Source organism: Streptomyces sp. NBC_00090 (genome assembly GCF_045160815.1).
GTDB lineage: Bacteria > Actinomycetota > Actinomycetes > Streptomycetales > Streptomycetaceae > Streptomyces.
In genome coordinates, this window is the sequence record NZ_CP108224.1 from 4,518,672 (window position 1) to 4,538,327 (window position 19,656).

13 protein-coding genes and 2 tRNA genes are annotated in these 19,656 nt (G+C 70.8%); 4 read left to right on the top strand and 11 right to left on the bottom strand.

Annotation, left to right across the window (positions count from 1 at the left end):
• Window positions 1–151 precede the first annotated feature (151 nt).
• A complete protein-coding gene (locus OG361_RS20145) occupies window positions 152–4,996 on the top strand; it encodes a DUF6531 domain-containing protein (RefSeq protein ID WP_405855465.1) in 4,845 nt (1,614 codons plus the stop codon).
• A 40-nt stretch (window positions 4,997–5,036) separates the two neighbouring features.
• A complete protein-coding gene (locus OG361_RS20150) occupies window positions 5,037–5,438 on the top strand; it encodes a hypothetical protein (RefSeq protein WP_358472023.1) in 402 nt (133 codons plus the stop codon).
• A gap of 83 nt (window positions 5,439–5,521) precedes the next feature.
• On the opposite strand, the gene OG361_RS20155 is transcribed toward OG361_RS20150, so the two are convergent.
• Window positions 5,522–5,594: transfer RNA gene (locus tag OG361_RS20155), tRNA-Ala, on the bottom strand.
• Between the two features lie 129 nt (window positions 5,595–5,723).
• Between OG361_RS20155 and OG361_RS20160 the strand changes: the two genes are divergently transcribed.
• Both OG361_RS20160 and OG361_RS20165 read left to right on the top strand, forming a co-directional pair.
• On the top strand, window positions 5,724–6,272 hold the full coding sequence (locus OG361_RS20160; protein ID WP_405855467.1) for a helix-turn-helix domain-containing protein: 549 nt from the start codon (window positions 5,724–5,726) through the stop codon (window positions 6,270–6,272).
• 64 nt (window positions 6,273–6,336) lie between these two features.
• Window positions 6,337–7,680, top strand: coding sequence for a protein kinase domain-containing protein (locus tag OG361_RS20165; RefSeq protein WP_405855469.1), 1,344 nt, complete (start codon window positions 6,337–6,339; stop codon window positions 7,678–7,680).
• 109 nt (window positions 7,681–7,789) lie between these two features.
• Here OG361_RS20165 and OG361_RS20170 read toward each other — a convergent pair whose 3' ends face one another.
• From OG361_RS20170 to dnaN, 10 genes are all read right to left on the bottom strand, one after another.
• Window positions 7,790–9,079, bottom strand: coding sequence for a hypothetical protein (locus OG361_RS20170; RefSeq protein ID WP_405855471.1), 1,290 nt, complete (start codon window positions 9,077–9,079; stop codon window positions 7,790–7,792).
• 104 nt (window positions 9,080–9,183) lie between these two features.
• The gene (locus tag OG361_RS20175; protein WP_003958712.1) at window positions 9,184–9,318 is read right to left on the bottom strand and encodes a DLW-39 family protein; all 135 of its coding nucleotides are present in this window, start codon (window positions 9,316–9,318) and stop codon (window positions 9,184–9,186) included.
• 168 nt (window positions 9,319–9,486) lie between these two features.
• Window positions 9,487–9,560, bottom strand: a tRNA-Ile gene (locus OG361_RS20180).
• A gap of 120 nt (window positions 9,561–9,680) precedes the next feature.
• Window positions 9,681–10,277 carry a DUF3566 domain-containing protein gene (locus tag OG361_RS20185; RefSeq protein WP_384560856.1) on the bottom strand — a complete coding sequence of 199 codons (597 nt, stop codon included), beginning with the start codon at window positions 10,275–10,277 and terminating at the stop codon, window positions 9,681–9,683.
• Window positions 10,278–10,383: 106 nt separating this feature from the next.
• A complete protein-coding gene (gyrA, locus tag OG361_RS20190) occupies window positions 10,384–12,993 on the bottom strand; it encodes a DNA gyrase subunit A (RefSeq protein ID WP_405855473.1) in 2,610 nt (869 codons plus the stop codon).
• A gap of 41 nt (window positions 12,994–13,034) precedes the next feature.
• Window positions 13,035–15,062, bottom strand: a complete 2,028-nt coding sequence (gene gyrB, locus OG361_RS20195; protein WP_384560860.1) for a DNA topoisomerase (ATP-hydrolyzing) subunit B — start codon at window positions 15,060–15,062, stop codon at window positions 13,035–13,037.
• A 486-nt stretch (window positions 15,063–15,548) separates the two neighbouring features.
• The gene (locus OG361_RS20200; protein ID WP_405855476.1) at window positions 15,549–16,124 is read right to left on the bottom strand and encodes a DUF721 domain-containing protein; all 576 of its coding nucleotides are present in this window, start codon (window positions 16,122–16,124) and stop codon (window positions 15,549–15,551) included.
• Window positions 16,121–17,242, bottom strand: a complete 1,122-nt coding sequence (recF, locus tag OG361_RS20205; protein ID WP_405855478.1) for a DNA replication/repair protein RecF — start codon at window positions 17,240–17,242, stop codon at window positions 16,121–16,123. The genes OG361_RS20200 and recF overlap by 4 nt, the downstream gene beginning before the upstream one ends.
• A 56-nt stretch (window positions 17,243–17,298) precedes the next feature.
• The gene (gene gnd / locus OG361_RS20210) at window positions 17,299–18,177 is read right to left on the bottom strand and encodes a phosphogluconate dehydrogenase (NAD(+)-dependent, decarboxylating) (RefSeq protein WP_405855480.1); all 879 of its coding nucleotides are present in this window, start codon (window positions 18,175–18,177) and stop codon (window positions 17,299–17,301) included.
• A gap of 208 nt (window positions 18,178–18,385) precedes the next feature.
• Window positions 18,386–19,516, bottom strand: coding sequence for a DNA polymerase III subunit beta (dnaN, locus tag OG361_RS20215; RefSeq protein WP_041130169.1), 1,131 nt, complete (start codon window positions 19,514–19,516; stop codon window positions 18,386–18,388).
• Window positions 19,517–19,656 lie beyond the last annotated feature (140 nt).

Genomic DNA, 19,656 nt, shown 5'->3' on the forward strand with positions numbered 1-19,656 from the left:
GCGAGGGAGAAGCGCGTCCGCGTCCCCGCCGTACGCCCCTTTCCGAGACGGCCGGTGACACCGACCCGCGTTGATCGGCTTCTCCGGGACATGGCAGGCTCTTCGCACACGCGTTCTGTGAATTGCTTTGCGCACGGGGGGATTTCACATCATGGCTGTCACGGTGCCGGACTGGGCGGACACACTGCTGGACCTGGTGGGGGTGAACTGGCCGAACGTGGACGAGGACGCCTACCGGGAAATGGCGGACGCGCTGCGGGAGTTCGCGGACGACCTCGCCGACGACGGCCAGCTCGCCAACAACCACATGGAGCGTCTGCTGTCGTCGGGTCACGGCGAGGCGATGGACGCGCTGAACGAGCACTGGAACAAGGTCAAGGGCAGGCACCTGAAGGACCTGGTCTCCTCGGCCCGGACGATCGCGGGCGCGCTGGACATGGCGGCGGGCGCGATCGAGGCCATGAAGTGGAAGGCGGTCGCGGAGCTCGGGATCCTGGCGGGCCAGACCGGTCTGGCGATGGCGCTGATCCCGGTGACCGGTGGTCTGTCGGCACTCCTCGGCGCCGGTGCGATCGCGTTCACGAAGAAGCAGCTGCTGAAGCTCATCACGGGTGCGATGGAGGAAGCGGTCGGTCACATCGTCGGTGTGATGACCGAACCGGCGGTGGCGGCCCTGGAGAACATGGCCGCCGATCTGGTGGTCCAGCTGGGCGCGGACGCGCTGGGGATGCAGGACGGGGTGGACCTCGGCCAGACGCGGCAGGCCGGCAAGGACGGCTTCGACGAGGGCGTACAGGGCGCGAAGGAGGGCCTCAACCTCGCCTCGGCCGGCACCGGCGCCGGCACCGGCGGCGGCGGCGGTCGCCCGGGGGGCAAGGGCTTCCACATCGAGCACGACGAGCACGACAACGCCGGTACGAAGCTGAACGGTGTGAGCGCCGGGATCCACGGCAGGACCGCCGGGAAACTGACGAAGGCGAAGACGGCCCAGGGCCGCAACAAGGGCCGGGACAGCATCGCCGACGCCCTGGACCCGGTCATCGAGAAGGCCATGGGCGCCCTCGCCAAGTCCGCCACGACCATGGGCGACCACGTCGGCAAGACGCTGCCGAAGGTCGTCAAGCAGATCTCCGTCGACCACAAGAACAACGACGACGCCATCCGCGACCGGCTCGCCCGCCAGCGCAAGAGCGACGACGACACGGGCGGCCCGAACGGCGGGCAGGGCACCGGCAACCGCAAGGGCGGCGACCTCGACACGGCACAGGCGAAGCCGGTACCGCTGAAGGACGCCGCCACCGATCCGCGCCGCCACTCCGTCCCCCTCGACAAGAAGAAGTGCGAGAACGACCCGGTCGACGTCGCCACCGGCGAGATGACCCTCACGCAGACGGACCTGTCCCTGCCGGGCACCCTGCCCCTGGCCCTGTCGCGGACCCATCTGTCGGAGTACCGCCACGGCCACTGGTTCGGCCGCGGCTGGGCCTCCACCCTCGACGAGCGCCTGGAGGTCGACCCCGTCCTCCAGGAGGCCGTGTGGGCCCGTGAGGACGGCTCCCTCCTCGTCTACCCGGCCCTGCCCCTCCCCGGCGGAGAGCCCGTACTCCCCCTGGAGGGCCCGCGGCTGGCCCTCGCCCACGGGGGCCAGGACGGGGACACGGGGACGTACACCGTCACCGACCCGCACACCGGGGTGACCCGCTCCTTCACCGGCAGCCCCTACCGCACCTCCTCCGCCCACTGGCTCACCGAGATCCGCGACCGCAACGACCACGCGATCACGTTCTCCCGCCGCCCCGACGGAGCCCCCACCGCCGTCACCCACTCCGGTGGCTACACCGTCCAGGTCACCGTCGAGGACGCCCGCGTCCGCACCCTCGCGCTGCGCACGCCCCAGGGCCCGGTCACCGTCATGACCTACGGCTACGACCGGCCGGGGCATCTCGAAGCCGTCACCAACTCCTCCGGCCGGCCCCTGCGCTTCGGCTACGACCCGGAGGGGCGGATCACCAGCTGGACCGACCGGAACGACTCCACGTTCCGGTACGTGTACGACGCCGCCGGCCGCGTCGTACGCACCATCGGCCCGGACGGCTTCCTCTCCTCCACCTTCGACTACGCCGTCCACCCGGACACCGGCGACCGCGTCACCCGCTACACCGACTCCACCGGCGCCACGACCGTCCACCAGCTCAACCACCGGCTCCAGTCGGTCGCGGAGACGAACCCGCTCGGCCACACCGTCCGGCGCACCTGGGACGCGTACGACCGGCTGCTGACCGAGACGGACCCGCTCGGCCTGACGACGACACACGAGTACGACGCGGCGGGACGCCGGACCGCGGTCGTCCACCCCGACGGGCACCGCTCCCTCGTCACGTACGACGACGCCGGCCGGCCGGTCACCGTCACGGCCCGCGACGGATCCCACTGGCACCTGAGCCACGACGACCGGGGCAACCGGACCTCGGTCGCCGACCCGCTCGGGACGGTCACCTCGTACGCCTACGACGCGGCGGGACGGCTCGACGCCGTCACCGACGCCACGGGCCGGACCGTGCGCATCGCCTCGGACCGGGCGGGCCTGCCCCTCGCCGTCACCCAGCCGTCCGGCGAGGTCGCCCGCTTCGACCGGGACGCCTTCGGCCGCCCCGCGACCACGACGGACGCAGAGGGCCGCACCACGACGATGAGCTGGTCCACGGAGGGCAGGCTCCTCACCCGGACCGGCCCCGACGGCGCCGAGGAACGGTGGACCTACGACGGCGAGGGCAACTGCACCTCCACGACCGACGCCTCGGGCGCGGTCACGCTCTTCGAGTACACCCACTTCGATCTGCCCGCGGCCCGGACCGAACCCGACGGCGCGCGCCACGAGTTCCGTTACGACACCGAACGACGGCTCGTCGGCGTCGTCGGCCCGCAGGGACGGACCTGGACGTACGAGCACGATGCCGCGGGCCGGCTGAGCTCCGAGACGGACTTCGACGGGCGCACCGTCACCTACGCCTACGACGAGGCCGGCCGGCTGATCGCCCGGACGAACGGCGCGGGCCAGACCATCCGCTTCGAGCGCGACCCGATGGGCCGGGTCGTCCGCAAGGAGGCGGCCGGCGCGGTCACCCGCTTCTCGTACGACCCCGAGGGCAGGCTCCTGCACGCCGTCGGTCCCGACGCCGAGCTCAGCTGGCGGCGCGACGCCCGGGGCCGGGTCCTCGACGAGACCTGCGACGGCCGGACTTTGCGCCTCGCCTACGACGAGCTGGGGCGTCCGACCCGGCGGACCACTCCGGCGGGCACGACCAGCGAGTGGAACCACGGCCCGTCCGGCTGGGACGGTCTCGTCACCGCGTCCGGCCACGGCATCCGGTTCGCGCACGACGCCGCCGGGCGGGAGGCCTCCCGCCACGTCGAGGGCGTCGCGACCCTCGACCACGTGTGGGACACGAGCGACCGGCTGCTGGGCCGGCGGGCGGTCACCCGCGACGGCACGGTCCAGGCGCGCCGGTACGCCCACCGGCCCGGCGGCGGGCTCACCTCCGTGGACGACCGGCTCTCCGGCACCCGGCACTTCGAGCTGGACCCCGCCGGCCGGGTGACCGCGGTCAACGCGAAGGGCTGGACCGAGCGGTACGCCTACGACGGGTCCGGCAACCTGACGGAGGCCACCTGGCCCGCGCGGCACGGGGGCGGGCACGCCACGGGGACACGCCGGTACGACGGCACCCGGATCCGGCGGGCCGGCGACGTCTCCTACGAGTACGACGGCCAGGGGCGGACGGTCGTGCGCCGGGTGGACCGCGCGGACGGCTCCGCCGAGGTGTGGACGTACGCGTGGGACGCCGAGGACCGGCTGACCGCCGTGGTCCGGCCCGACGGCAGCCGCTGGAGCTACGGCTACGACCCGCTCGGCCGCCGGGTGTCCAAGGTGGGCGTCGACGCGGACGGCGCCCGGATCCTGGAGCGCACGGAGTTCACCTGGCACGGCGACCTGCTCGTCGAGCAGGTGTCGGGCGGTTCCGAGGGCGGCACGCTGACCTCCCTCACCTGGGACTACCGCGGCCGGCACCCGGTGGCGCAGACCGAGCGGAAGTCCCTGGCGACAGCGCCGTCGGAGGAGATCGACCGGCGGTTCTTCGCCCTCGTCACCGACCTCGTCGGCACCCCGACCGAGCTCATCGGCGAGGACGGCTCCGTCGCCTGGCGGGCCCGCTCCACCCTGTGGGGTCTGACCTCATGGAACGCGGACGCGACCGCGTACACGCCGCTGCGCTTCCCCGGGCAGTACTTCGACGCGGAGAGCGGACTGCACTACAACGTGCACCGCTACTACGACCCCGAGACGGCGCGCTACCTGTCGCCGGACCCGCTCGGGCTCGTCCCGGCGCCGAACCCCGCGGCCTACGTGTCCAACCCGCACGTGCTGATCGATCCGCTGGGGCTCGCCCCCTGCGACGAGGAGGAGACCGGCCACACCCCGGCCCCTCCGACCTATCCCGTGGTCGTGTTGGGCGTCAATCCGCCGTCCGACGAGCTGATGAAGTACCTGCGGGCGCACGGCCTCCCCGAGGCGACCACCTTCAACGGCCGGGCCTTCGCGGACGTGGAGGCGGGCAGCCCGGTGTGGATGACCAACGTCATGGCCGCGGTGTCCGACCCGCGGGTCGACCTGCACATCACGCTCGACGGCATGCCGGGCGCGGGCAGCACGCCGGAGTCGATCGCGGCGGCGTTCGACACCGCCGTGGAGCGCGGCCAGCCGTTCGGCACCGGCCAGGGCCAGAAGCACCCGCCGGAGAACTACGGAACGGCCTGGGAGATGAGCGTCGTGGCCCGGAACGTGGTGGCCTTCAAGGCCGGTGAGGAGGACGGGGTAGATTACGGCGGCAGGTCGTGGGAATCGATCTCCTGGCACTCGGACAACAAGCCGGTCGACGACGTTCCCGAGCCGAATTCCGTCCAGCCTCCCGAGCCGCCCAAGAAATCGCGACGCTGAGACACCGGCCCTTTCACCGCACTGAATCCGAGGGACACCCATGACGTTCTCCGAGCCGGAGCGCCTGTTCAAGCTCTGGAGCTACACCGTCTCGCACAAGACGCTGCTGCTGCGCAGCGACACCGATCTGAAGCTCGCTCCGGCGCCCCGGATCGAGATCTACGTCGGGCACGTGGACACGATGCTCGTCCATTCCCTGCTGTACGGCCTGGAGATCCGCAAGGCCACCGAGCGGGAGACGGACGAGATCTCCGAGCGGCACCAGGTCGAGAACGACCCGACCGCCACCTACCTGCTCACCTCGCGCGACAAGAAGGGCTTCCTCATCTCGGGCAGGCCGTCCTGGCGCAAGGCCGTCCGCGAGATCGACGACCCCACCCTCTTCGACTTCTCCCAGCCCTGGCCGCCCGGTCCGGACGTGACCTGGGGGGACGTGGACTGAGGCGCCCCCGCAGCCTCATGGCCAAGGCCGACAAAAACACCCCTCTGGACTGCGTCATCGCAGGTCAGAGGGGTGTCATCGAGTGGAGCCTAGGGGAGTCGAACCCCTGACATCTGCCATGCAAAGACAGCGCTCTACCAACTGAGCTAAGGCCCCGGAACGAGAACAGCGTACCGGGTCTCCCCCCCTGTCCGGCAAAAGGATTGGGACTCCCGGTGGACGACCACGCTCCGTAAGATGCTGATCGAGGTTCGCAGTGGCGAACCTAAGGGATGGGGAGAAGTGATGGACGCAGCGCAGCAGGAAGCCACGGCAAGAGCCAGAGAGCTTCAGCGCAGTTGGTACGGGGAGCCGTTGGGGGCGCTCTTCCGTCGGCTGATCGACGATCTCGGGCTCAACCAGGCCAGGCTCGCGGCCGTGCTCGGGCTCTCCGCGCCCATGCTGTCCCAGTTGATGAGCGGCCAGCGGGCGAAGATCGGCAACCCGGCCGTCGTCCAGCGCGTCCAGGCGCTCCAGGAGCTCGCCGTCCAGGTCGCCGACGGCAGCGTCAGCGCCGCCGAGGCCGCCGACCGGATGGACGAGGTCAAGAAGTCGCAGGGCGGCTCCGTCCTCACCAGCACGGCGCAGACCACGACCGGATCCGGCGCCCCGACCGTGCGCCGCGTGGTCCGTGAGATCCAGTCGCTGCTGCGGTCCGTGGCGGCGGCGGGCGACATCATCGACGCGGCCGACTCCCTCGCCCCGGCCCACCCGGAACTGGCAGAGTTCCTCCGGGTGTACGGCGCGGGGCGCACCGCGGACGCGGTCGCCCACTACGAGTCGCACCAGAACTGACGCGGGACCGGCCGTCGGCCGGAGTCCCGGAGAGACGACGCACACGGGGAGCGGGCGCAGCACGATGGGTGAGGTCTTCGCTGGTCGGTACGAGCTGATCGACCCGATCGGGCGGGGTGGGGCGGGCGCGGTGTGGCGTGCCTGGGACCACCGGCGCCGCCGGTACGTGGCGGCCAAGGTGCTCCTGCAGAGCGACGCGCACACGCTGCTCCGCTTCGTCCGCGAGCAGGCGCTGCGGATCGATCATCCGCACGTCCTCGCCCCGGCCAGCTGGGCCGCCGACGACGACAAGGTCCTCTTCACCATGGACCTGGTCGCCGGCGGCTCCCTGGCGCACGTCATCGGGGACTACGGCCCGCTGCCGGCCCGGTTCGTCTGCACCCTGCTCGACCAGCTGCTCTCGGGTCTGGCGACGGTGCACGCGGAGGGCGTCGTCCACCGGGACATCAAGCCCGCCAACATCCTCATGGACGTCACCGGAACCGGGCGGCCGCACCTGCGGCTGTCCGACTTCGGCATCTCCATGCGCAAGGGTGAGCCCCGGCTCACCGAGACCAACTACGTGGTGGGCACGCCGGGTTACTTCGCTCCCGAGCAACTCCTCGGCGCCGAGCCGGACTTCACAGCCGACCTGTTCGCCGTCGGCCTGGTCGCGCTCTATCTTCTCCAGGGCCGCAGCCCGGACTCCCAGGCCCTGATCTCGCACTTCCTGACGTACGGCACCCCGAGCGCCCCCGAGGGCATCCCGGAGCCGCTGTGGCAGGTGCTCGCGGGGCTGCTCCAGCCCGATCCGCAGGCCCGTTTCCGGACGGCGACGGGCGCGCGCAAGGCGCTGAACGCCGCCGCGGAGATGCTGCCCGAGCCGGGTCCCGACGAGCAGCCGGTCGAGATCTTCGACCAGATCGGCCCGCTGCCGGCCGGCTTCGGCCCCCAGGGCCCCACGGGCCCCATGGGTTCCGCCGGGCACGGCGGTCCGGGAGCTTCGGCCGTACAGGGCGTCGCGTCCGACTCCGTACCGACGCCGACCCCCACCGCCATGTCCGCGCCCACCCCCGCGCTCGCCCCGACGCCCGTACCGCCGCACCGGCCGTCGATGCCGAGCGCCTCCGAGACGGGCAGCTTCCACCTGCCCCCGCCGGTCACGCACACGCCGGTCGCGCACCCGACGGCGCCCGCCTTCGACCAGGCCCCCACTGCCGCGGCGCTGTACGGACAGGCCGCTACTCATCCCTACACCGCTCGCCCCGATCAGGTTCCCGCTCACCCCACCGGGTCGACGCAGCCGCCCCGGCCCGCGCCCCTCGCCCCCGAACGCCGACCGGGACCGCCCCCGAAGGTGGCGGTCCCGGTGCTGCTGCTGGCGCTGGTCTGCCTCGCGGTGGGTTTCTGGGCCCTCGCCCAGACCTGAGCCACAGAGGGGCCCGGCACCGCCCCCGCAGCGCCGCCCTACGCGGCCCTGCGGGGCCCTGCCCGGCCCTGCGCGCCCCTGCCCGGCCCTGCTCGGCCCTGCCCCGGCCTTACGCCGCCCGTCGCCGCGCGAGCAGCGTCCACGCGCCGAGGCCGAGCAGCAGCACGCTCCCGGTGCCGATCCCGGCCACCGCGACGAGCCGCATGGAGTCGCTCCGCTCCGCCGCCCGGGCCCCGCTCGCGCCGCTCGCCGCCGCCTCACGGTCGTCGGCGGTCACCGCGAACGGCCCGGGGTCGCCGTCGTACCCCGGCCCGGGATTCGCCGTGCCCGTGACGTTCACCCGCAGCGTCAGCGGCAACGGCCCGTCCCCGTACTCCTCGGCGACGGCCGGGTTGAGCGTGGCCGACAGGTAGTACCAGCCGGCGAAGCGCATGCCGCTCGTGGCGTCGTTGTACGAGGTGCGGTTCTCATAGGCCACCGGCCGCAGCGGGTCGAGCGCGAGCGTCGCGGGCTTCCCGTCGTAGCTCCCGCTGTTCTCGTCGACGTGGCCGAGCGCCGGGTTGTCCACGGAGAGCACCAGGGCCTGGCCGATGTACTCGTCGCCGGCGGTGCTGCTGCCGAGCTCGGCGGTGGCGAAGAGCTGCTGCCCCCAGTCGACGGGCACCCGGAAGAACAGCGTCTGGCCGGGCCGGATGTCGGACCGCCACTCGCCCTGCTTCAGCGAGACGGCGTCGTGGAAGCCGGCGCCGCCCTGGCGCTTCTGCGGGCCACCTGTCGGCGGTGCGGGCGTGGCGGAGGGCCAGGCCTCGGGGAGTTCGGTCGGCCCGGCCTTCTTCACTCCCGGCTCGGAGAGGTGCCGGATCTCCAGCTCCCAGTCGTCCGGGGCGGAGGTCGCCTTCGAGTTCCGCTCGACGAGCACGTAGAAGGCTCCGGCCTTCTGGCAGGAGGAGCTGTCGGGGTTGATGAGGCGGCGGGCGTACGCGGCCAGGGGCCGTGCGTACTCGGCCGAGAACGAGGCCTGCTGGTAGCCGCACTCGGTGCCGGAGCCGTCCTGCATGCTGACCTTGAAGCCGTCGCCGTACTCGGCCTTGCCGCCGGGCTTCGGCACGGCGACCACGGAGACGTAGCTGTTCTGCTTGTCGTCGAGGTCGACGCGGTAGTAGACCTTGCCGTCCTTCTTGAGCGTGTCGCGGTAGGTCTGCCCGGTCTTCAGCTGCGCCGCGTCCGAGCTCGAAGCGGCCCCCTTGACCGGCTGGGCCGTGGTGTCGAAGGTGTACGGCGGGAGCTCGCCCCCGGCTGCCGCCCGGGCCTGGCCCGGCAGCGCCGTCACCGCGCCCACTGCCGCGACCGCCGCGATCAGGGCCCCCGCCCTCCGGCCGATGCCGGCCTGCGTCTTCACGCGCTTCTCCTCTTTACTTAAGCAAGCCAATGATTTGCTCAGGCAAAGCAAAGCCCCGGCCCGCTCACGCGCGGCCGGGGCTCCACCCACAGACGGTCTTCGTCTCAGACACCCGAACCTGCGGGCACGGAGTCGGTCGCCTCCGTCCACAGATCCTGCTCGGCGCGATCCGCCTGGATCTGGCGGTACACGAGGAGCCCGCCGATGGCGGCCAGTGCGACCAGGAGAAGCTTCTTCACCGCGCGACCTCGTCTTTCGTTGACGTAGGAGACTTCTGACGCCCACTCTACACATCGACCGATACCGATCGGTGACCTGTACGAGCTTCAAACCCCCGACGCGCCCTCGATTTTCCCCGGAAAAAAGATCGACCCGGACGGAGGAACCGTCCGGGTCGATCGATACTGTGGGGCTAACAGGATTTGAACCTGTGGCCTCATCCTTATCAGGGATGCGCTCTAACCAACTGAGCTATAGCCCCGCCGCGCTCTGCGGTGTGTGTCCCGCGCGCTGACTCCTGAAGATTAGCGCACGTGGGGGCCAGTCCCAAAATCGGTTCCGCCCCGGCCCCCTCGCAGGTCATCCGGCAGCCACCCGAAGGTCACTCGTCCTCGGCGAGCGTGAGCTCCACACCGCCGACGAAACCGGCCGACAGGTTGTAGATGAACGCGCCCAGCGTCGCCAGCGCGGTCATCAGGACCACGTCGATCACGGCGATCACCGAGGTGAACATCAGGACCCGCGGCAGCGACAGGAACGACTGCAGATCGAAGCCGTTGGACTCGTTCGAGCCCGTCGCCTCGCTGATCGTGCCGCCGACGGTCGAGAAGACGCCCATGGCGTCCATGACCATCCACAGCACCGCCGCGGCCACGACCGTGCAGATGCCCAGCGCGATGGAGAGCAGGAAGCTCACCTTCATCACCGACCACGGATCGGCCTTCGCCACCCGCAGCCGCGCCTTGCGCGTACGAGGCGTGGTGCGCGCCCCCGTACGCGGCCGGCGCACCGCTCCGGCGCCCGTCTGGCCGCCCAGCGTCCCGCCGGCCGTACCGCCCGCCTGGCCGCCCGACGCCGGAGCGCCGTACGCCTGCGGCGGGTGGTACGGGCCGCTCTGCTGCTGCGTGCCCGCACGCTCGCCGGGCAGCGGCCCGCTGTAGGTCTCGTACGAGGGCTGCTGCCCCCGGTTGTCCGTCACCGCAACCCCCTGGGAGTCCGTGGCGGGGCCACGGGCGCCGTTCGCTCCAGCACCAGCAGAAGCTCCGGCAGCCGCCGATCCGGCGCCCGTGGCTCCACTCACGCTCTTACTCCTCGTGCTCCCCGGCCGAGGGCTCGGTGCCCTCGACTGCCTCGGCCTCGACCACTGCGGCCTCGGTCACCTCGACAACGCCCTCGGCATCGTCGTCGACATCTTCGTCGTCGCTGCCGGCCTCGGCGTTCCGTGCGATGCCGACGACGGCATCGCGCTTGCCCAGGTTGATCAGCTGGACGCCCATGGTGTCACGGCCGGTCTCCCTGACTTCGTTGACTCGCGTACGAATCACACCGCCGGACAGCGTGATGGCGAGGATCTCGTCGGTCTCCTCGACCACCAGCGCGCCCACGAGCGAGCCGCGGTCCTCCACGATCTTGGCGGCCTTGATACCGAGGCCGCCACGGCCCTGGACGCGGTACTCGTCGACGGGGGTGCGCTTCGCGTACCCGCCGTCGGTCGCGGTGAAGACGAACGTACCGGGCCGGACGACATTCATCGAGAGCAGTTCGTCGTCCGCGCGGAAACTCATGCCCTTGACGCCCGAGGTGGCACGTCCCATCGGGCGCAGCGCGTCGTCCGTGGCCGTGAAGCGGATCGACTGCGCCTTCTTGCTGACGAGGAGCAGATCGTCCTCGGACGAGACCAGTTCGGCCCCGATCAGCTCGTCGTCGCCGCCGGCCTCGGTCTCCCGGAGGTTGATCGCGATGACACCGCCCGAGCGCGGCGAGTCGTAGTCCTTCAGCGCGGTCTTCTTGACCAGGCCGGCCTTGGTGGCGAGCACCAGGTACGGCGCGGCCTCGTAGTCGCGGATCGCCAGGATCTGGGCGATCTGCTCGTCCGGCTGGAAGGCGAGCAGGTTGGCCACGTGCTGGCCGCGCGCGTCCCGTCCGGCGTCCGGCAGCTCGTACGCCTTGGCCCGGTAGACCCGGCCCTTGTTGGTGAAGAAGAGCAGCCAGTGGTGGGTGGTGGAGACGAAGAAGTGGTCGACGATGTCGTCCTGCTTCAGCTTCGTCCCGCGCACGCCCTTGCCGCCGCGCTTCTGCGAGCGGTAGTCCTCGGTCTTCGTCCGCTTCACGTACCCGCCGCGCGAGATCGTGACGACGATGTCCTCCTCGGCGATCAGGTCCTCGATGGACATGTCACCGTCGAAGGGCACGAGCTTGGACCGGCGGTCGTCGCCGAACCGCTCGACGAGCGCCGCGAGCTCCTCGCTGACGATGGAGCGCTGGCGCTCCGGCGAGGCCAGGATCGCGTTGTACTCGTTGATCTTGGCCTGGAGCTCGTCGTGCTCGGCGATGATCTTCTGGCGCTCCAGGGCGGCGAGCCGGCGGAGCTGCATCTCCAGGATCGCGTTGGCCTGGATCTCGTCGATCTGGAGGAGGTCCATCAGGCCGCCGCGGGCGATCTCGACCGTGTCGCTGCGCCGGATGAGGGCGATGACCTCGTCGATCGCGTCGAGCGCCTTGAGCAGACCGCGCAGGATGTGGGCGCGCTCCTCGGCCTTCCGCAGCCGGAACTTCGTCCGGCGGACGATGACCTCGATCTGGTGCGTCACCCAGTGGCGGATGAACGCGTCGAGCGAGAGGGTGCGGGGCACGCCGTCGACGAGCGCCAGCATGTTCGCGCCGAAGTTCGTCTGCAGGTCGGTGTGCTTGTAGAGGTTGTTCAGCACGACCTTGGCGACGGCGTCGCGCTTGAGCACGATGACGAGGCGCTGACCGGTACGGGACGAGGTCTCGTCGCGGACGTCGGCGATGCCGCCGACCTTGCCGTCCTTCACCAGGTCGGCGATCTTCTGCGCGAGGTTGTCGGGGTTGGTCTGGTACGGAAGCTCCGTGACCACCAGGCACTGGCGGTTCTGGATCTCCTCGACCTCGACGACCGCGCGCATCGTGATCGAGCCACGGCCGGTGCGGTACGCCTCCTCGATGCCCTTGCGGCCGACGACGAGCGCGCCGGTCGGGAAGTCCGGGCCCTTGATCCGCTCGATGAGCGCGTCGAGGAGCTCCTCGTGGCTGGCGTCCGGGTGCTCCAGCGCCCACTGGGCACCGGCCGCGACCTCGCGGAGGTTGTGCGGCGGGATGTTGGTCGCCATGCCCACCGCGATACCGGCGCTGCCGTTGATCAGCAGGTTCGGGAAGCGGGCCGGCAGGACCGTCGGCTCCTGGTTGCGGCCGTCGTAGTTGTCCTGGAAGTCGACGGTCTCCTCGTCGATGTCCCGGAGCATCTCCATCGACAGCGTCATGAGCTTGCACTCGGTGTACCGCATGGCGGCGGCCGGGTCGTTGCCCGGGGAACCGAAGTTGCCGTTGGAGTCGACGAGCGGCATCCGCATCGACCAGGGCTGGGCGAGACGGACGAGCGCGTCGTAGATCGAGGAGTCGCCGTGCGGGTGGTACGTACCCATGACGTCACCGACGACGCGGGCGCACTTGTAGAAGCCCTTCTCGGGCCGGTAGCCGCCGTCGTACATCGCGTACAGCACGCGCCGGTGGACCGGCTTGAGGCCGTCCCGTACGTCGGGCAGCGCGCGGGACACGATGACGGACATCGCGTAGTCGAGGTACGAGCGCTGCATCTCGGTCTCGAGCCCGACGGGCTCGATCCGCAGCACGGGCTCCTGCTCTTCGGTGGTGCCGGGAGTGTTTTCGTCGGCCATTGCTGGTCGTCAGTCCTTTCGTACGGTCAGCTGAGACCGACTCAGATGTCGAGGAAGCGAACGTCCTTGGCGTTGCGCTGGATGAACGAGCGGCGTGCCTCGACGTCCTCGCCCATCAGCACCGAGAACAGGTCGTCGGCCTGGGCCGCGTCGTCCAGGGTGACCTGGCCGAGCACACGGTGCTCGACGTCCATGGTCGTGACGCGCAGCTCCTCGGCGTTCATCTCGCCGAGGCCCTTGAAGCGCTGGATCGAGTCTTCCTTGATCCGCTTGCCGTTCTGCTTGCCCAGCGCGACGAGCGCGTCCCGCTCGCGGTCCGAGTACGCGTACTCGAAGTCGTCCCGGCCCCACTTGATCTTGTAGAGCGGCGGGCGCGAGAGGTAGACGTGACCGGCCTCGACCAGCGGACGCATGAAGCGGAAGAGGAAGGTCAGCAGCAGGGTGTTGATGTGCTGACCGTCGACGTCGGCGTCCGCCATCAGGATGATCTTGTGATAGCGGAGCTTCTCGATGTCGAAGTCCTCGTGGACTCCGGTACCGAAGGCCGAGATCAGCGCCTGGACCTCGGTGTTCTGAAGGATCTTGTCGATCCGGGCCTTCTCGACGTTCAGGATCTTGCCGCGGATCGGCAGGATGGCCTGGTACATCGGGTTACGGCCGGACTTGGCCGAGCCACCGGCGGAGTCACCCTCGACGATGAAGATCTCGCACTTGGCGGGGTCGTTCGACTGGCAGTCGGAGAGCTTGCCCGGCAGCGACGCCGACTCGAGCAGGCCCTTACGACGGGTCAGGTCGCGCGCCTTGCGGGCGGCCACGCGCGCGGTGGCGGCCTGGATCGACTTGCGGATGATGTCCGCGGCCTCGACCGGGTTGCGGTCCAGCCAGTCGTTGAGGTGCTCGTAGACCGCCTTCTGGACGAAGGTCTTCGCCTCCGTGTTGCCCAGCTTGGTCTTGGTCTGGCCCTCGAACTGCGGCTCGCTCAGCTTGACCGAGATGATCGCGGTCAGACCCTCGCGGATGTCGTCACCCGTGAGGTTGTCGTCCTTCTCGCGAAGCAGCTTCTTGTCGCGCGCGTACTTGTTGATCAGCGAGGTCAGCGCCGCACGGAAGCCCTCCTCGTGCGTGCCGCCCTCGTGGGTGTGGATGATGTTGGCGAAGGAGTACACGCCCTCGCTGTAGCCGCTGTTCCACTGCATCGCGACCTCGAGGGACAGGGCCTTGTCCTTGTCCTCCGCCTCGAGGTCGATCACGGTGGGGTGGACCAGCTCGCCCTTGCGCGAGTTGAGGTACTTCACGAAGTCGACGATGCCGCCCTCGTAGTGGTACTTCACCGTGCGCGCGGTCGGCTCCGCGGCCTCCGCCTCCGGGTCGTCCGCGCCGACCGTGGCCTTCGCCGACTCGCGCTCGTCCGTGAGCGTCAGGGTGAGGCCCTTGTTGAGGAAGGCCATCTCCTGGAAGCGGCGCGCGAGCGTCTCGAAGGAGTACTCGGTGGTCTCGAAGATGTCCGGGTCGGCCCAGAAGGTGACCGAGGTGCCGGTCTCGTCGGTCGCCTCGTGCTGCGCGAGGGGCGCGGTCGGGGCGCCCATCTTGTAGTCCTGCGTCCAGCGGTGGCCGTCCGTCCTGATCTCGACGGCGATCCTGGTGGACAGGGCGTTCACGACCGACACACCGACACCGTGCAGACCGCCGGAGACGGCGTAGCCGCCGCCGCCGAACTTGCCGCCCGCGTGCAGCACGGTCAGCACGACCTCGACGGCCGGCTTGCCCTCGGAGGCCACGATGCCCACCGGGATGCCGCGGCCGTTGTCGACGACGCGGACGCCGCCGTCGGGCAGGATCGTCACGTCGATGGTGTCGGCGTGGCCGGCCAGGGCTTCGTCGACCGAGTTGTCGACGACCTCCTGCACCATGTGGTGCAGACCGCGCTCACCGGTCGAGCCGATGTACATGCCAGGGCGCTTGCGCACGGCATCCAGGCCTTCGAGGACCTGGATGTTGCTGGCGGTGTACTGGTTGTTCTCGTTGGGGTTGCCGGAATCGGCCACGAAGCGCCCTTTCTGGCACAGCACAAGCCGTTCTCCGGGCATACGGGAGCGGCTGCGTCGTTCGACATGTTCCGCAGGGTGGCGGGATTGTCGCCCAGTCTACCGGTAGCGCCGACAGTCATGGGGGTTTGCCGGTGCCTGAGTCCGCATGTGCCGCCCTGAGCGGGAGCGAGACGACTCCCCATATCCGGACAGGGTCTCCAGAGCCCTCTGACGGCCACCTAGCGCTTCGAGTCGTAGCGCGTTGTGGGCAGCCGTTCCGCCCCGTCAGGGGAGGGCGTCCCGCCGCGTTGTGGGCGAGCACCCCGCCGCGTTGTGGGCGAGCACCCCGCCGCGTTGTGGGCATGCGTTCCGCCGGGGCTGGGGGTCCCCCCTCCGGGGGAGGGTGGGCACAACGCCACCCGCGCGGCGCCCCTCTTGCTGGACCCGCACCACGAGAACGGGGCGCGCCAGGGCCTCGCGTACACATGCCAAGGCCTCGCGTACAAGGGAACCCGGCCGCCCGGCGCTCTAGCCGTACGTGTCCCCGGGCCCGACACTGCCGGGCGCCCTGAGCGGCCCGTAAGCCCGCCTGGGGGCACCGGGCCCCAGCACCTTGATGACCCGCACCGTCCCGTGCCCCAGGTCCTCGTTCAGCCGCGCCACCAGCCGCGGCGCGAGCAGCCGAAGCTGCGTCGCCCACGCCGTGGAGTCGCACTGCACGGTGAGGACCCGCGCGTCCGGCTCGTCGTCGAACTTCAGCGGTACGCAGTGCTTCGCCAGGTCCTCGCCGACGATCTGCGGCCAGCGCCCCATGACCCCGCCGACCGCCGCCGGCGTCTCCCAGCCCCGCTCGGTGATCAGCCGGTTGATCGCCGCGCCGAGCGCCATCGGGTCGCGCCCGTCGGCCCGCGCGCCGGAGCGCAGTCCGCCCCCGCGCCGGGCCTGCTTCTTCTGCTGGGCGGCGGCGCCCCGAGCCTTCGCCTGTTCCTTGGCCGCGCGGAGCGCGACCCGTGCCAGGTCGACGCCGGAGCTCTCGGGGATCTTGGGGGCCGTCGGCTCCGGGGAACCGGCCCCGTCGGCCCCGAGAGACTGCTGCTCGCTCATACCCGCTCCACCGCCCCGCCGGCCACCTCGTACCGGGCCCCCGCGAGGACCCCCGGCACGTCGTCGTCCACCGCGGCCGTCACGAGGACCTGCTCGCCGTGCGCCACGAGCTCCGCGAGCCGCTCGCGCCGCCGCGCGTCGAGCTCGGCGAAGACGTCGTCGAGGACGAGGACCGGCTCGTTGCCCTCGGAGCGCAGGAGGTCGTAGGAGGCGAGGCGCAGGGCCAGCGCGTACGACCAGGACTCGCCGTGGCTCGCGTATCCCTTCGCGGGCAGGTCGCCGAGCTTGAGCAGCAGCTCGTCCCGGTGCGGCCCGACGAGGGTGACGCCCCGCTCGATCTCCTGCTTACGGACCTCGGCGAGCGCGGCGATGATCTGCTCGTACAGCTCTTCGCGGGTGTGTCCGGCGCCCGGCGCGGAGGGCCGGTACTCCAGCAGAATCGGTCCGCCGCCCGGCGCGAGCTGCTCGTACGCCTTGTCGGCGAGCGGCTGCAGGGTGTGGATGAGGTCGAGGCGCTGGGCGAGCAGTTCGGCCCCGGCGCGGGCGAGGTGCTGGTCCCATACGTCGAGCGTGGAGAGGTCCATGCCCCGCCCGCCGTGCCGCCGGGCCATCGCCGCCGACTTCAGGAGCGTGTTGCGCTGCTTGAGGACGCGCTCGTAGTCGGAGCGCACGCCCGCCATGCGCGGCGTGCGCGCCGTGATCAGCTCGTCGAGGAAGCGCCGGCGCTCGCCGGGGTCGCCCTTCACCAGGGCGAGGTCCTCCGGGGCGAAGAGCACGGTCCGGACGATTCCCAGGATGTCGCGCGGTCTGACCTGCGAGGACCTGTTGATACGGGCCCGGTTGGCCCGGCCCGGGTTGAGTTCGAGCTCGATCAGCTGCGAGCGCTCGCCCTGGGTGACCGCGGCCCTGATGACGGCGCGCTCCGCCCCCATCCGTACGAGCGGGGCGTCCGAGGCGACGCGGTGGCTGCCGAGGGTCGCGAGATAGCCGACGGCCTCGACGAGATTGGTCTTGCCCTGGCCGTTGGCGCCCACGAACGCGGTGACGCCCGGGTCGAGGGGAACCTCGACCCGGGCGTACGAGCGGAAGTCGGCCAGCGAGAGATGCGTGACGTGCATGGTGGGCGCCGACCTTCCCCCGACGGCTGTGCACCGCCCGGTGCACAGCCTGTGGATTACTTCTTGGACTCGACCGCGTGGCCACCGAACTGGTTGCGCAGCGCGGCGATCATCTTCATCTGCGGCGAGTCGTCCTGACGGGACGCGAACCGCGCGAACAGCGACGCGGTGATCGCCGGCAGCGGTACGGAGTTGTCGATGGCGGCCTCGACGGTCCACCGGCCCTCGCCGGAGTCCTGTGCGTAGCCGCGCAGCTGGTCCAGGTGCTCGTCCTCGTCCAGCGCGTTCACCGCGAGGTCCAGCAGCCAGGAACGGATGACCGTGCCCTCCTGCCAGGAGCGGAAGACCTCGCGCACGTCGGTGACGGAGTCGACCTTCTCCAGGAGCTCCCAGCCCTCGGCGTAGGCCTGCATCATCGCGTACTCGATGCCGTTGTGGACCATCTTCGCGAAGTGGCCGGCGCCGACCTTGCCCGCGTGGACCGAGCCGAACTCGCCCTCGGGCTTGAGCGCGTCGAAGATCGGCTGGACCTTCGCCACGTCCTCGGCGGAACCGCCGTACATCAGCGCGTAGCCGTTCTCCAGGCCCCACACACCGCCGGAGACGCCGCAGTCGACGAACCCGATGCCCTTGGCGGCGAGCTCCTCGGCGTGCTTCTCGTCATCGGTCCAGCGGGAGTTCCCGCCGTCCACGACGATGTCGCCGGGGGAGAGCAGGTCGGCCAGCTCGTCGATGGTGGACTGGGTCGCGGCACCGGCCGGAACCATGACCCACACGACCCGCGGACCCTTGAGCTTGCCCACAAGCTCTTCGAGGCTGTGGACATCGGCGAGGTCCGGGTTGCGGTCGTATCCGATGACGGTGTGGCCTGCGCGGCGGATGCGCTCGCGCATGTTGCCGCCCATCTTGCCGAGACCGACGAGACCGAGCTCCATCAGAGATTCCTTAAGCGTCGTGTGCGGTTTACCCGGGTCCGAGCCTACGCCCGGACCCGTGTGCACACCTGTGGGGTCGGCCGCTCAGTCGACGCCTTCCCGGAGGCGGGTCAGCAGCTGAGGCGCACCGGCATTCTGTGCCTTCCCGGCCTGTGACATCTGCGGCTGGCGCCGCGGGCCCCCGGACCCCGGCATGAACCGCAGGCCGTCAGCCGCTGAGGCGCACCGGCATGATCAGGTACTTGTAGGCCTCGTCCGCCTCGGCGTCCAGGGCCGGCTTGCCGCTGAGCAGCGCCGGCTTGGTGGAGGTCGTGAAGGAGAGCTGGGCGACCGGGGAGTCGATCGCGCTCAGGCCGTCCAGGAGGAAGGTCGGGTTGAAGGCGATCGAGATGTCGTCGCCGTCGAGCTGCGCGTCGACCCTTTCCACAGCCTGTGCGTCGTCGCTGGAGCCGGCCTCCAGGATGAGCACGCCCTGCTCGAAGCTGAGCCGGACCGGGGTGTTGCGCTCGGCGACCAGGGCCACGCGCTTGACGGCCTCGACGAAGGGGGCGGTCTCGATCACCGCGACCGAGTTGAACTCGGTGGGGAAGAGCGTCCGGTACTTCGGCAGGTCGCCCTCGAGCAGCCGGGTGGTGGTGCGGCGGCCCGCGCCCTCGAAGCCGATGAGGCCCTCGCCCTTGCCGGAGCCCGAGAGCGCCAGGGTGACCGTGTCGCCGCTGGTGAGCGCCTTCGCGGTGTCCAGGAGGGTCTTGGCGGGCACCAGGGCGACCGCGGAGGCGTCCGGGGACTCCGGCTTCCACAGGAACTCGCGGACCGCGAAGCGGTAGCGGTCGGTGGAGGCCAGGGTGACCGTGTCGCCCTCGATCTCGATGCGCACACCGGTGAGGACGGGCAGCGTGTCGTCGCGGCCGGCGGCGATGGCCACCTGGGCGGCGGCGGAGGCGAAGACCTCACCGGGGACGGTGCCGGTCGCGGTGGGCATCTCCGGCAGTGCCGGGTACTCCTCCACAGGCAGGGTGTGGAGGGTGAAGCGGGAGGAGCCGCAGACCACGGTCGCCCGTACACCGTCTGTGGAGATCTCCACGGGACGGTTGGGGAGGGCGCGGCAGATGTCGGCGAGCAGCCGGCCGGAGACGAGAACCGTGCCGTCCTCCTCGACCTCGGCCTCGACCGACACCCGGGCGGAGACCTCGTAGTCGAAGCTCGAGAAGCTCAGCGCGCCGTCCTCGGCCTTCAGGAGAAGGCCCGCGAGTACGGGCGCCGGCGGACGGGCCGGGAGGCTGCGGGCCACCCAGGCCACCGCCTCGGCGAGTACATCGCGCTCCACCCGGATCTTCACCGGAACCGCCTCCTGCTGTTGCTGGCTCTTCGTCGACTGCGGGAACCAGTCTGACGTACGCCGCCGACACTCGGTGCTGCTCGGGGTCAAGTCGCGACGAGAGCGCGTCGGAGCTCCGGCGCCGAGTTGTGCACAGGTCC